This is a genomic window from Rhodospira trueperi (genome assembly GCF_900101965.1).
In the GTDB taxonomy this organism is placed as follows: Bacteria; Pseudomonadota; Alphaproteobacteria; order Rhodospirillales; family Rhodospirillaceae; genus Rhodospira; species Rhodospira trueperi.
In genome coordinates, this window is sequence record NZ_FNAP01000008.1 from 58,015 (window position 1) to 70,926 (window position 12,912).

12 protein-coding genes are annotated in these 12,912 nt (G+C 66.6%); 7 read left to right on the top strand and 5 right to left on the bottom strand.

The features are described from left to right. The first annotated feature begins 111 nt into the window (after positions 1-111). The 3 genes from BLS85_RS11460 (at position 112) to BLS85_RS11470 (ending at position 3,053) form a co-directional block, all read left to right on the top strand. A complete protein-coding gene (locus BLS85_RS11460) occupies positions 112-1,053 on the top strand; it encodes a radical SAM protein (protein ID WP_092786396.1) in 942 nt (313 codons plus the stop codon). Between the two features lie 54 nt (positions 1,054-1,107). After that, entirely contained in the window at positions 1,108-1,755 is a 648-nt protein-coding gene (locus BLS85_RS11465; protein ID WP_092786398.1) for a ribonuclease HII, read from the top strand. Between the two features lie 170 nt (positions 1,756-1,925). Further along, positions 1,926-3,053, top strand: coding sequence for a site-specific DNA-methyltransferase (locus BLS85_RS11470; RefSeq protein ID WP_092786400.1), 1,128 nt, complete (start codon positions 1,926-1,928; stop codon positions 3,051-3,053). Between the two features lie 11 nt (positions 3,054-3,064). Here the strand turns inward: BLS85_RS11470 and rodA are convergent, their stop codons facing one another. From rodA to BLS85_RS11495, 5 genes are all read right to left on the bottom strand, one after another. Further along, the gene (gene rodA / locus BLS85_RS11475) at positions 3,065-4,228 is read right to left on the bottom strand and encodes a rod shape-determining protein RodA (RefSeq protein ID WP_425438481.1); all 1,164 of its coding nucleotides are present in this window, start codon (positions 4,226-4,228) and stop codon (positions 3,065-3,067) included. After that, positions 4,225-6,204 carry a penicillin-binding protein 2 gene (gene mrdA, locus BLS85_RS11480; protein WP_092786402.1) on the bottom strand — a complete coding sequence of 660 codons (1,980 nt, stop codon included), beginning with the start codon at positions 6,202-6,204 and terminating at the stop codon, positions 4,225-4,227. Before mrdA ends, rodA begins: the two co-directional genes overlap by 4 nt. A 92-nt stretch (positions 6,205-6,296) precedes the next feature. After that, positions 6,297-6,812, bottom strand: a complete 516-nt coding sequence (gene mreD / locus BLS85_RS11485) for a rod shape-determining protein MreD (protein ID WP_092786404.1) — start codon at positions 6,810-6,812, stop codon at positions 6,297-6,299. 49 nt (positions 6,813-6,861) lie between these two features. Further along, the gene (gene mreC / locus BLS85_RS11490) at positions 6,862-7,710 is read right to left on the bottom strand and encodes a rod shape-determining protein MreC (protein ID WP_245699194.1); all 849 of its coding nucleotides are present in this window, start codon (positions 7,708-7,710) and stop codon (positions 6,862-6,864) included. A gap of 89 nt (positions 7,711-7,799) precedes the next feature. Continuing rightward, on the bottom strand, positions 7,800-8,840 hold the full coding sequence (locus BLS85_RS11495; protein WP_092786408.1) for a rod shape-determining protein: 1,041 nt from the start codon (positions 8,838-8,840) through the stop codon (positions 7,800-7,802). Positions 8,841-9,293: 453 nt separating this feature from the next. Between BLS85_RS11495 and BLS85_RS11500 the strand changes: the two genes are divergently transcribed. The 4 genes from BLS85_RS11500 (at position 9,294) to mnmA (ending at position 12,733) form a co-directional block, all read left to right on the top strand. Further along, the gene (locus tag BLS85_RS11500) at positions 9,294-10,349 is read left to right on the top strand and encodes an AI-2E family transporter (RefSeq protein ID WP_092786410.1); all 1,056 of its coding nucleotides are present in this window, start codon (positions 9,294-9,296) and stop codon (positions 10,347-10,349) included. Between the two features lie 128 nt (positions 10,350-10,477). Further along, positions 10,478-10,807 (top strand): ferredoxin family 2Fe-2S iron-sulfur cluster binding protein, encoded by a 330-nt coding sequence (locus tag BLS85_RS11505; RefSeq protein WP_092786412.1) that lies wholly within the window; start codon positions 10,478-10,480, stop codon positions 10,805-10,807. Between the two features lie 17 nt (positions 10,808-10,824). Next, positions 10,825-11,568, top strand: coding sequence for a thiaminase II (gene tenA / locus BLS85_RS11510; protein ID WP_245699195.1), 744 nt, complete (start codon positions 10,825-10,827; stop codon positions 11,566-11,568). 31 nt (positions 11,569-11,599) lie between these two features. Then, positions 11,600-12,733, top strand: a complete 1,134-nt coding sequence (mnmA, locus tag BLS85_RS11515; RefSeq protein ID WP_281242540.1) for a tRNA 2-thiouridine(34) synthase MnmA — start codon at positions 11,600-11,602, stop codon at positions 12,731-12,733. Positions 12,734-12,912: the final 179 nt, after the last annotated feature.

Below are 12,912 nucleotides of genomic sequence, written 5' to 3' on the forward strand. Positions count from 1 at the left end.
GCGGTACGGCTCTTCAATAGCGGGCTTCTCCGCACAAGGTGTGCGCTTGATTGTGTTTGGGGCCGTTGTCATGCTGGCTTGACACACGCGCACTTGCTCTGGAAGGCGGACATGACACCCGCATATTTGTCCCTGCATTACAGTGGAGACTTGGCCCGACGCGCGGCCGAGGCGCAGGAGCGGCTGTCGTCCTGCAGCCTGTGTCCGCAGGCGTGCGAGGTGGACCGGCTTCATGCGGACCGTGGCGCCGTCATGGCCGGGGCCGTGTGCCGCACGGGTCGGCATGCCCGGGTGGCGTCCGTCGCGCCCGGCTTTTCCGAGGAACCGGAGATCGTCGGCACCAAGGGGTCGGGCGACATCGTGTTCTCCTGGTGCAACATGCGCTGCGTCTACTGCATGAACGCCGAGGCGACCATGGACGGCGCTGGCGAGGACATGGACGCCCAGGCGCTGGCCGAGGCCATGCTGGAGCTTCAGGGCCGGGGCTGCCATGCCATCAATCTCGTGGGGCCGTCCCATGTGACCGCGCAGGTTCTGGAGGCGGTGGCCGTCGCCGTCGACCGAGGCCTGACGCTGCCGCTGATCCACAACAGCGGCGGCTATGACTCGGTGGAGGCACTGCGGCTGCTGGACGGTGTGGTGGACATCTACACGCCGGACGCCAAGTACGGCGACGACGCGGCGGCGCGGCGCTGTTCCAAGGTGCGGGACTATGTGTCCGTCAACCGCGCCGCGCTGGCGGAGATGATCCGGCAGGTCGGCCCCCTGACCCTGGATGCGGACGGGCTGGCGCGCCGGGGTGTGCTGGTCCGTCATCTCGTGCTGCCGGGAGACATGGGCAACGCGCGGCGCGTGCTGGACGATGTGCGGGCGCTGGGCGGCGTCGGCATGACGGTCAGCCTGCTGGGCGACTACCGGCCGGCGCATCAGGCCCACCGGCATCCCGGCATGGCGGACACCGTTCGCCCCGAACTGGTCGAGGCCGCCAGAATGCACGCGCGCGGCTTGGGCCTGCGGGTGTTCGAAGTGTCCGGCGACCCACTCGCGGCCTGATTCGGGCGGCGGATGGGGCTATAGTCCCCGCGTCCCGCGCGGAGGATCGCCGACATGCCCGACTTCACCCTGGAATGCCAACACCCCGGCCTTGTCTGCGGTGTGGACGAGGCCGGACGGGGGCCGCTGGCCGGCCCCGTGGTGGCCGCTGCCGTCGTCCTGGACCGCCACCGGCTGCCCGCCGTCCTGCGTGACGGCCTCGACGATTCCAAAGCCCTGAAGCCGGCGCGGCGCGAGGTTCTGTTCGCCTCTCTTCAGGACACCCCCGCCGCGCGCCTGGGGATCGCGGTCGTTGAGGCCGCCGAGATCGACCGCCTGAACGTGCTGGGCGCCACCCTCTTGGCCATGGCCCGGGCGGTCGGCGCCCTGGGCGACCCGGCTCCGACGCTGGCCCTAGTGGACGGCAACCGGCCCCCCGCGCTCGCCTGTCCGGTTCGGTGCGTGATCAAGGGCGATGCGAAAAGCCTGTCCATCGCCGCCGCCTCCATCGCCGCCAAGGTTACCCGGGACCGCCTGATGGTTGACCTGGACGCCCGCTATCCAGGCTTTGGCTGGGCGCGCAACATGGGCTACGGCACCGCCGAGCATCTGGCGGCGCTTCAGACCCTGGGGCCGACGCCGCAGCATCGGCGGTCGTTCGCGCCGGTGCGGGCGGCGCTGGGGCGGTCGGAGTCCGATGTTGGGGTCGGGACTGTGGCGTGACTCTATCCCTTGTGCCGTGCGGGCGCTGACGCACAGTTCGTGCGCTACTTTGAGAAAAGCTTTTAGACTCCTGAATCAAAAGGGATATTGCGTTTCGATCCGGTTCCGCGTAAAAAGAACGAGCGTGATCGTTCCACCGTTCGTGTTCACCGCCTGTCCCGGATTCCGCCATGAGCTCGCTGAAGACCGACCGTATCTACCAGGGCAACTGCGTCGAGGTGCTCGACAGCCTGCCGGCCGCGTCCGTGGACGTGATCTTCGCCGACCCGCCCTACAATCTGCAGCTTGGGGGCGAGTTGCTGCGGCCCAACAACAGCCGGGTGGACGGCGTGGACGACGACTGGGACCGCTTTCAGGGCTTCGCCGACTACGATGATTTCACCAAGGGCTGGCTGACGGCGTGCCGTCGGGTGCTGAAGGACACCGGCACGCTGTGGGTCATCGGTTCGTATCACAACATCTTCCGCGTCGGCACGGTGCTCCAGGATCTGGGGTTCTGGGTGCTGAACGATGTGGTCTGGCGCAAGACCAACCCGATGCCGAATTTTCGGGGTACGCGCTTTACCAACGCGCACGAGACGCTGTTGTGGTGCTCGACCGGGCCGGAGGCGCGCTACACCTTCAACTACGAGGCCATGAAGGCGCTGAACGACGGCCTGCAGATGCGCAGCGACTGGAGCCTGCCGCTGTGCACCGGGCCGGAACGGCTGAAGGATGAGGCGGGCCGGAAGCTGCACCCGACCCAGAAGCCGGAAAGCTTACTGCATCGGGTGATCCTGGCGTCTTCGAACCCGGGTGATGTGGTGCTTGATCCGTTCCTCGGGAGTGGCACCTCGGCGGCGGTGGCCAAGCGTCTATGCCGACGCTGGATCGGCATCGAGCAGGACCCGGACTACGTGGCCGCCGCGCGCGCGCGCATCCAGGCTGTCAGGTCGGTGGACGACCCGGCGTTGTGCGCCACCCCTCGCAAGCGGGCGGAGCCGCGCATTCCCTTTGGGACCGTGGTCGAACGCGGCCTCCTGGCTCCGGGCACGGTGCTGTCGGACGCCAGCGGGCGTTGGTCGGCGCGGGTGCGGGCGGACGGTACCCTGATCAGCGCCGATCACCGGGGTTCGATCCATCAGGTGGGCGCGGCCGTTCAGGGCGCGCCGGCCTGCAACGGCTGGACCTTCTGGCACATGCGGGTCGAGGGCGACCAGACCCTGGTGCCCATCGACCTGCTGCGCCAGCGCCTGCGTGCCGAGATGACGGGCGGGGGCACGGGCGAGTCCGAAGCCGCCGGGGAGGCGCTGCAGTAGCGAGCCTCGCGTCATCCGTCGTCATATGCGCCGCGCCGGCCGATCTGCACGTCCCGATGCACCCACACGCTCATCAACAGGCCGAAGGCCAGCATCAGCGTCATCATGGCGGTGCCGCCGTAGCTGACCAACGGCAACGGCACGCCGACCACCGGGATCAGCCCCATCACCATGGCGATGTTGATGAACACGTAGAGGAAAAAGGTCACCGTCACCCCGACGGCCACCAGACGGCCGAAGTGGTTGCGTGCCCGCAGCGCGATGGCCAGACCGTAGATCAGGGCGATCACATAGAGGAACAGCAGGGCCATGCCGGCCAGCATGCCAAATTCCTCCGCCAGCATGACGAAGATGAAGTCGGTCTGCTTTTCCGGCAGGAAGTTCAGGTGGCTTTGGGTGCCCTGAAGAAAGCCTTTGCCGGTCAGGCCGCCCGAGCCCAGCGCGATCTTGGACTGAAGAATGTGATACCCGGCGCCTAGGGGGTCGCGCTCGGGGTTGATGAACGTCAAAACGCGCTGCTTTTGATAGTCGTGCAGGAACTGCCACGCCACCGGAATCGCCCCCAGTCCGGCGACGATGACCAGAACGAACTTCCACAGCCGCACCCCGGCGACGAAGAACAGCACGCCGGCCCCGGCCATCAGCATCAGCGCCGTGCCCAGGTCCGGCTGCTTCAGCACCAGGGCGACCGGCACCAGCACCATCATGAGCGGGACGATCAGGAACAGCGGGCGTCCCACGTCGGACAGATCGGCGCCGTGGAAGAACCGGGCCAGGGCCAGCACCAGCGTGACCTTCATCAACTCCGACGGCTGAAGCTGGAAGAACCCCAGGTCGATCCAGCGTTGCGCGCCCATGCCGATGGTCCCCCGCACCTCCACCCCGACCAGAAGGACGAGCGCCAGAGCGTACAGCCAGTAAGCATAGCGCATCCATTGGCGGATATCGATCAGAGCGGCGACCAAGAGCACGGCCAACCCGATTCCGAAGCGGCTGATGTGTCGCGAGGCCCACGGGTCCATACTCCCGTTGGCCGCCGAATAAAGCATGACGGCGCCGATGGCGGCCAGAATGGCGATGAGCAGGATGAAGGACCAACTGACCTGCCAGAGCTTTTCGCCAAGGGTCATCTCGCCGCGCCGCATGCGCGCGGTCATCAGCTCATACCCCATCATTGCAAAGGTCCTCCGGCGGGAGGTGAGCCGTCATTGGTTCCGGTGGCCGGGCCGGCCGCCATCTCGGCGCCGCCGTTTTGAGTCCGCGGCGCATCGGGCGGTGCGTCCCTGGGGATGGCGGCGGTCTGCCCGGGCACACGGTTTCGAGAGGGATCCAACCGCAGGGTCTCCAACATCACGTCATGGGCGATGGGTGCGGCGTGGCGCGATCCGCCGCCGGCGTGCTCGACGATGACCGAAACGGCGTAGCGCGGCGCCTCCGCCGGGGCGAAGCAGACGAACAGGGCGTGGTCGCGGAACTCCCACGGCAGGTCCTCGTTGCTGCGCACGCCGGATTGACGCTCCTGCATGGTGATGCGTCGGACCTGCGAGGTGCCGGTCTTGCCGGCCATGGTCTGACCGTCGACGTCAATAGCCGAGCGGCGCGCCGTGCCCCTGTTGCCGTTGACGACCCGCCACATGGCGTTCTTGACGACGGCCATGGATTGCCTGCTGACGCCGATGGAGTCGAACGAGGGCGGCGACTGCGGGACGAGGCCGCCGTCCACCACCGCCTGACGGCACAGGGTCGGCCGCACCGCCAGACCGTCGTTGGCGATGCGCGCGGTCATCACGGCCAGTTGCATCGGTGTCGCGAGGACGTAGCCCTGACCGATACTGGCCACCAACGTTTCGCCCTGCACCCAGGGCTGGCCGAGTGTGGCGGTCTTCCAGGCCTTGCTGGGGATCAGGCCCGAGGCCTCGCCGGGCAGTTCGATGTCCAGGGGGGAGCCCAGGCCAAGACGGTGGGCCATGTCGGCGATACGTTCGATCCCGATGCGGCGCGCGACTTCGTAGAAGTAGACGTCGCACGATTGCTCGATGGCCGACGTCATGTTCATGTGACCGTGACCGCCGCGCTTCCAACAGTGGAACAGGTGGTTGCCCAGTCGCAGATGCCCGGGGCAGAACACGGTCTGTTCGGCGTTCATGATGCCGCTTTCCAGGGCCGCCAGCGCCACCACCATCTTGAACGTCGAGCCGGGGGCATACTGTCCGGCCAGCGCCTTGTTGCGCAGCGGTGCCCGGGGATCGCTGGCCAGCGTCTTCCATTCCTGGTTGGTCAGGCCGCGTGCGAAGGCATTGGGATCGTAGGCGGGCATGGAGGCCATGGCCAGAAGCTCGCCCGTATGCACGTCCATCACCACGCAGGCCGCACTCTGCTCACCCAGGCGGCGGGAGGCGAAGTCCTGAAGCCGAATGTCGATCGTCAACTGCACTTCGTGACCCGGTTCGCCCTCCTCGCGGCGCAACTCCCGGATGATGCGGCCGACCGCGTTGACCTCCACCTGACTGGCCCCGGACTTGCCGCGCAGGGGGAGGTCGTAGACCTTCTCGATGCCGGCCTTGCCGATGCGGAAGTCGGGCAATTCAAGCAGGGGATCGTCACCGGTGATGTCCTCCTCGGCGACGGCGGCGACATAGCCCAGAATGTGCGAGGCCAGATCGGCGTATGGGTAATCGCGGGTCAGGCCCTCGTCGATGATGACACCGGGCAGATCCGGGGCGTGGACCTGGATCACCGCCATCTGTTCCCAGGTCAGGTTCTCGCGGACGGTGATCGGGACGAAGCTGCGCCGCCGGCTGCTTTCCTTCAGCACGCGCTGATAGTCGTAGTCGGTCAACGGCGTGAGCGAGCGGAAGGCGCGAAGGGTCTGCTCCAGGTCGCGGGTGCGTTCGGCGATGACCAACGCTCGGAAGTTCTGGCGGTTGACGGCGAGCGGCACGCCGAACCGGTCCACAATGTGTCCGCGCGGCGGTGGGATCAGCCGCATGTTGATGCGGTTCTCGTCGGCCAGCGTGCGGTAGGTGTCGGCCTCCATCACCTGGAGGTAGTACATCCGCGCGCCCAGCAGCGACACAAGCAGCGCCTTGCCCCCGCCGAGCAGGACCACGCGGCGGGCGAATACCTTGGAGCGGTCACCATCCTTCTGCATGGCTGGACGTTCCCGAGTCAGATGATCAACCTGTCATACCATTCTTCCATGAAGCGATGGCGAGCGTTTCATGGGGTCCGTCGCGCCCGGACTCACGTTGCGCGGATCAACAGCCTCTCGGCGCGGCTGAACACCCAGGCCAGCGGTGGATACAGCAGCAGGGTCAGGCCATAGCTGGAAAACACCGCCGAAGGGGCCACCACGTGGCCCGTCAGGGCGGCGATGATCAACGCTTTCAGCAGGATGGCACCCAACGCGATCAGCGCCAGTGCCCACCAGATGATCAGAAACGGCTTGCCGACGAAAAAGCGGTACTGCGTCAGAACCACGAACTGGACCAGCATCAGAACCAGCGAGCTCACACCCAAAGGTGTATGCATGAGCAGGTCCTCCAGCAGCCCCAGCGAGAAGCCGCCCAGATACCCCATCATGTCCGGCCGATGCACGGCCCAGAAATACACGCACATCACCGTCACCAAGGGTGCGGAGCGCAGGAAACCGGGCGCGGTCATCGGGACGACGGCCAGCAGCAGCAGGATAAGGCACAGCGTGAACGGGACCAGCCGTCGCACGCCGTGATCGAGGGTTTGCAAGACCGTTGGTCTCATCGGGTCGTATCCCTGTTCCCACCGTCTTGGTTCAGGCCGGGCGGCGCCGTCATGGCGGCATGTCTTCGCTGCTCGGGTTGGCGACAATGCCGTTGAGGCCGTAGTCGAGAATGCGCACCAGTTCCAGGCGGCTTTCCTCGATGAAGAGTTCCACCAGGATATGGCCATCGTCCACGGAGGCGACCACCCCGACGGGCAGTCCGGGTGGGAACGCCCCGGCAATTCCGGAGGTCACGATCCGGTCGCCCGGGGAAACGGCGCTCTGCGATTTCAGGAACGCCAGATCCGGGCGGTCATGGTTGGTGCCGACCAGGATGGCCCGGGCGCGGCTTTCCTCCATCACGACGGGAACACGGGAGTTGATGTCGGTCAGCAGCAGGACCCGGCTGGACCGTGCGCCCACCTCTGTCAGGCGGCCCACAAGGCCTTCAGCGGCGACCACCACCTGTCCGGAACGCGCGCCGTGGCGGGCACCGGCCGTGACGAGCAGGCTGCGGGCGAAAACGCCGCCGGTGTCGGCCACCACGCGCCCTGTCAGGCTGCGCGGCGTCGGCTCCGGTACCATGTTGCTCAACTCACGCAGACGCTGGTTTTCCTCGTCCAGCCGGCGCGCCATGGTCTGCCAGTGCAGCAGGCGTTGGTTTTCCTCGCGCAGCCGGGCGTTCTCCGCCCGGATGGCCGCCAGTTCCCGAAGATTGTTCATGACCGCGCCGACGCTCGCGGCCGGTTTGCTCATGATCTCAAGGGCCGGGGTCAGGGCATCGGTCAGGGCGGTGCCGACGCGAGAGATCAGCACTGTGTCCGCCTTGCCAAGCAGCATGAGGCCGAACGCGGCGGCAACCAGTACGATGAAGGCAAGCCGGTGCAAGGCTACCTTTACGGCACCGAAACGGGACATCTGGCCGTTTGGCTGCATCACGGGCTGCCGTGCCCCTGGCACAGGGTTGGGAAGACCGGCGTACCTGACCGCGTCCGTCCGTTATTTCGTCAGTACATCGTTGTCAGGACGTTGCGCAGCTTCTTGATTTCTTCAAGAGCCCGTCCGGTGCCAAGGGCGACGCACGACAACGGGTCGTCGGCGATCGACACCGGCAGGCCGGTCGACATGCGCAACACATAATCCAGGTTGCTGAGCAGGGCACCACCGCCCGTCAGGACGATTCCCTTGTCGACGATGTCGGCGGCCAGTTCGGGCGCCGTGTGTTCCAGGGCGACCTTGACCGCCTCGACGATCGAGGCGACCGGTTCGCCCAGGCTGTCGGCGATTTGCGCTTCGCTGATGACAAGTTCCTTGGGCACGCCATTCATCAGGTCGCGGCCCTTGATCTCGATGGTCCGCCCGGGGCCTTCCGCCGGCGCACAGGCGCTGCCGATGTCCTTCTTGATGCGCTCCGCCGAGCCCTCGCCGACCAGAAGGTTATGATTGCGGCGGATGTAGCCGATGATGGCCTCGTCCATCTTGTCGCCGCCGACCCGGACGGAGCGGGCATAGACGATGCCGCCCAGGGACAGCACCGCCACCTCGGTGGTGCCGCCGCCGATGTCCACGACCATCGAGCCTGTGGGCTCTGTCACGGGCAGGCCGGCGCCGATGGCGGCAGCCATGGGTTCCTCGATCAGGTAGACGCGCCGCGCGCCAGCGGCCTCCGCGCTTTCCTGGATGGCGCGCCGCTCAACGGCCGTGGAGCCGGAGGGCACGCAGATGATGACCATGGGGCTGGCGAAGCTGCGCCGGTTGTGTACCTTGCGGATGAAGTGCTTGATCATTTCCTCGGCGACTTCGAAGTCGGCGATGACGCCGTCGCGCAACGGTCGAATAGCCTGGATGTTGCCCGGGGTGCGGCCCAGCATCTGCTTGGCCTCGTCGCCCACGGCGAGCACCTGCTTGCGGCCCTTGTGTTCGGCAATGGCCACCACGGAGGGCTCGTTAAGGACGATGCCGCGCCCCTTGACGTAGACAAGGGTGTTCGCGGTGCCCAAGTCGATGGCCATGTCGGCGGACAGCCACCCTGTCATCCTGGAAAACATGTGTCCTCACTCAAGCCGCGTCTGCCGTCTTGACGGATCGGCGATCTCTCCTGTCGCGGCCACGACCGCCCCGTCCTGTCCGCTTTCCCGGGTGGGGCTTTGGTCACGGCACCCGAAGGGTTTCCCCGCCGTTGTTCCCCTGCGGTGATATGCCCGATCATGAGGCGCCCTGTCCACGCCTTTCCGGTCCTGGCGCGCGGGTGACGGGGAACCGGAACGGGCGTCGGGGCACGGGGCAGGGAGTCAAGCGGTGGTGGTGCAGTTTGCCGCACAGACGAAATGAAGGATGCTTTGGCGGGCGTTGTCAATCTCTGCCGCACATTTCGGGGTCTTTTTTCCGTCTTGCGCGGTCCGGTGATCCGGATTCGGGCTGGTGATGTCGGCGGCGGCCGGGGCTGATAGGATTGGAATGGCGGCGCGGGTGCGGGTCGGGCGTCAGACGGAGGATGAGGGATGAAGCGTGGAGGCGTGCTGCGATCCATGGCGGGGGCGCTGTGGTTCGGAGTGGTTGTTCTGATCGGGTCGATCCTGGTCCTGGGCAAGGACATCCTGGTGCCACTGGCCATCGCCCTGCTGGTCTGGCATTTGATCAACGCGCTTGACGAGGGGATCGCCAAGGTTCCAGGCGTCGGGTCGCGGTTGCCGGGATGGGTGCGTCTGTCGCTGGCGTTCGCGGCCATCGGCCTGCTGCTGTACCTGTTCGGACGCTTGGCGACCCAGAACATCGTCGAGGTCACCCAGGCCGCGCCCGAGTACAAGGCCAAGCTGAACGCCGTGGTCCACGACGTCGCGGCATCGATCGGCTTCGATCAGGCCATCGATCTGGAAACCATGATCCGCCAGATCCCGATCGAAGAGGTGGTGCCGGACATCGCCGGAGCGGTGTCCGCTCTGGTGGGGCAGGCCGGTCTGGTTCTGGTTTACGTGCTGTTCCTCCTGCTGGAGCAACGTCGCTTCGGCGACAAGCTGCGGGCGCTGTTGCCCCATCCGGGGCGGGAGGCTCAGGCTCGCGCGCTTCTGGGGCGCATCCAGAACGACATCAAGACCTACGTCTGGATCAAGACCGTCACCAGTGCGGCCACCGGTGCCGTCAGTTATGCCGTTCTGATGGTGGTGGGGGTGGACTATGCGGCCTTCTGGGCCGTGGTCATCTTTCTGCTGAACTACATTCCGACCATCGGTTCGATGCTCGGGGTCGCCTTCCCCGCCCTGCTGGCCCTGGTTCAGTTCGACACACCTGTCAATGCGCTCGTGGTGACGGGTGTGCTGGGGGCCGTTCAGTTCACCATTGGCAACATCATCGAGCCGCGTCTGATGGGGCATTCGCTGAACCTGAGCCCGCTGGTGGTCATCCTGTCCCTGGTGGTGTGGGGCAGCATCTGGGGCGTGGTCGGCATGTTCCTGTGCGTACCCTTGACAGGCATCATCATGATCGTGATGTCCAACGTGCCGGCGACACGCCCCATCGCCATCCTGCTGTCGAGCGACGGCCACATCCACGAGCGGTGAGGGGCGGAGGGCTTGCCCGCGTTCGGCCCCTTGCGACTCTGCCGGGCAGTCGCTATCCATGCGCCCATGTCTCATTTTTCCGGATCGGCGGTTCCGCCGTCAGGGCGCAAACAGGAGTAAATTGAGAGATGCCGAAGCTCGTCTTCATCGACCGCGATGACACGCGCCACGAGGTGGAGGTTCCCGTCGGCCTGTCGGTGATGGAGGCCGCGCACCGCCACGATATCGATCTTGAGGGGGCCTGCGAGGGCTCGTTGGCGTGTTCGACCTGCCATGTCATCGTCGACCCGGCGTGGTTCGACAAGCTGAAGGAACCGACCGAGGACGAGGAGGACATGCTCGACCTCGCCTTTGGACTGGCGCGCACCTCGCGTCTGGGCTGCCAGATCATCATGACGGACGAGCTGGACGGCTTGGTGGTGCGGCTGCCGGCGGAAACCCGCAACGCGATGCTCTGAGGAGGGGATAGGCAGATATGACGGACATGCGCGAGGATCAGGACGATCCGGCGGAGGACTTCGGTGGCACGCCCGAGGCCGTGTCCGGCATCGCCGGGGCCGACAGTCTGTTCGCCCGGCTGCGCCATGCCTGCGCCGACGAATGGCGGGCCTATATCGATCATGACTTCGTGCGCCAGATGGGGGCCGGCGATCTGCGGGAGGAATGCTTCCGCCACTACATGGGACAGGACTATCTGTTCCTGATCCAGTTCGCCCGGGCCTACGCGCTGGGGGTCTACAAGAGCGAGTCGCTGGAGGACATGCGCCGCATGGGCAAGGGCATGGCCGGAATCCTCGACGAGATGAGGCTGCACGTGAAGTACTGCCAGCGCTGGGGCATCGCGCTGGAGGAACTGGAGACGCTGCCTGAGGCGGAGGCCACGGTGGCCTATACCCGCTATGTTCTGGACCGGGGCATGGCGGGCGACCTGCTGGATCTCAACGTCGCGTTGGCGCCGTGCATGATCGGGTACGCCGAGATCGGCATGCGCCTGATGGAGACCGTCGACCCCAGCGAGGATCATCCCTACGGCGCCTGGATCCGGGAATACGGCGGGGTCGGGTATCGCCAGGTGGCGCGCGACGCGGTCGACCTGATGGACCGGCTGATGCGCGAACGCGGTGGTCCCGGCCGTCTGCCGGGCCTGATCGAGACGTTCCGCGCCGCCACCAACCTGGAAACCGCGTTCTGGCAGATGGGCCTGACTCTTGCGCGATGACGGCCGCCCCGGTCTCGATCTGGCGGCGGCTCTGGAGGGGATCGAGCCGGGTCTGGGCCGGCGCGCCGTGGTGGCTATGTCGGGGGGCGTGGACAGTTCGGTGACCGCCGGGCTGCTGGCCGAGGCGGGCTATGACGTCATCGGCCTGACCATGCACCTGACCGACCACGGCCAGGATGTGCCGGGGGGGCGCACCTGCTGTGCCGGACAGGACATCCACGACGCGCGCCGCGTTGCCGACCGGCTGAACATCCCGCATTATGTGGTGGACTACGAAAGCACCTTTCGCCGCGACGTCATGGATCCCTTCGCCGACAGTTATGTCAGCGGGGAAACGCCGGTGCCGTGCGTGCTGTGCAATCAGACGGTGAAGTTCCGCGATCTGCTGGCGGCGGCCCGCGATCTGGGGGCCGATATCCTCGCCACCGGGCACTATGTGCGCTGGCGGGCAGGGGCGGGAGAGGGCGACGGCCCCGGCCCCGGCCTGTGGCGCGCCCGTGATGCCACCAAGGACCAGAGCTACTTCCTCTTCGCCACCACGCGCGAGCAACTGAAAACGCTGCGCTTTCCCCTGGGCGGGCTGGACAAGGCGCGCACCCGCGCGCTGGCCGAACGCTACGGCCTTTCGGTGCACGACAAGCCGGAAAGCCAGGACATCTGCTTCGTGCCCGACGGCGATTATGCGCGGGTGGTTGCCCGTCTGCGTCCGGGCGCGCTGGAGCCCGGGGAGATCGTGGACGCCGACGGTCGCGTGCTGGGGCGCCATGACGGCGTCATCCATTTTACCGTGGGCCAGCGGCGCGGCCTGGGCATCGGCGGCACCGCCGAGCCGCTGTACGTCATCCGCCTGGAGCCGGAGACGCGGCGCGTGGTGGTCGGCCCGCGCGACGCCCTGGGGCGGGACCGCTTTTCCATCCGGGCGCTGAACTGGTTGGGACCGGGCGCGGCCATGCCGGCCGATGGCGTGCGCGCGACCGTCAAGATCCGCAACACGTTTGATCCGGTGCCGGCGCGGGTTTCCCCTCTCGACGACGGCCGCGCCGCCGTCACGCTGGACACGCCGACGCATGGCGTCTCACCCGGTCAGGCCTGCGTGCTGTACGACGGCGAACGGGTGCTCGGTGGCGGCTGGATCGAGCGGGACGACTCCCGGCGGTCGGGCTGAGGACCGTTTCAGGGGCGTCCATCGGTGCTCGTATGATTGCTCTCAGTACTATGTGTCGAGGATTGAGATATCATTGTCGTCGGCAAGGGAGCGAAGGAACGCTAGGGCGTTTCCCGTCGCATGGCTCCCAGTCATTCCATAAATAATCCGCTCTTTTTCGTCCCTGCCCTCGGGCCTGA

Bases quoted from the DNA above. Each gene is read 5' to 3' on its own strand.
- BLS85_RS11460 (WP_092786396.1), top strand. From the start codon at position 112: ATGACACCCGCATATTTGTCCCTGCATTACAGTGGAGACTTGGCCCGA.
- BLS85_RS11465 (WP_092786398.1), top strand. From the start codon at position 1,108: ATGCCCGACTTCACCCTGGAATGCCAACACCCCGGCCTTGTCTGCGGT.
- BLS85_RS11470 (WP_092786400.1), top strand. From the start codon at position 1,926: ATGAGCTCGCTGAAGACCGACCGTATCTACCAGGGCAACTGCGTCGAG.
- rodA (WP_425438481.1), bottom strand. From the start codon at position 4,228: ATGATGGGGTATGAGCTGATGACCGCGCGCATGCGGCGCGGCGAGATG.
- mrdA (WP_092786402.1), bottom strand. From the start codon at position 6,204: ATGCAGAAGGATGGTGACCGCTCCAAGGTATTCGCCCGCCGCGTGGTC.
- mreD (WP_092786404.1), bottom strand. From the start codon at position 6,812: ATGAGACCAACGGTCTTGCAAACCCTCGATCACGGCGTGCGACGGCTG.
- mreC (WP_245699194.1), bottom strand. From the start codon at position 7,710: ATGTCCCGTTTCGGTGCCGTAAAGGTAGCCTTGCACCGGCTTGCCTTC.
- BLS85_RS11495 (WP_092786408.1), bottom strand. From the start codon at position 8,840: ATGTTTTCCAGGATGACAGGGTGGCTGTCCGCCGACATGGCCATCGAC.
- BLS85_RS11500 (WP_092786410.1), top strand. From the start codon at position 9,294: ATGAAGCGTGGAGGCGTGCTGCGATCCATGGCGGGGGCGCTGTGGTTC.
- BLS85_RS11505 (WP_092786412.1), top strand. From the start codon at position 10,478: ATGCCGAAGCTCGTCTTCATCGACCGCGATGACACGCGCCACGAGGTG.
- tenA (WP_245699195.1), top strand. From the start codon at position 10,825: ATGACGGACATGCGCGAGGATCAGGACGATCCGGCGGAGGACTTCGGT.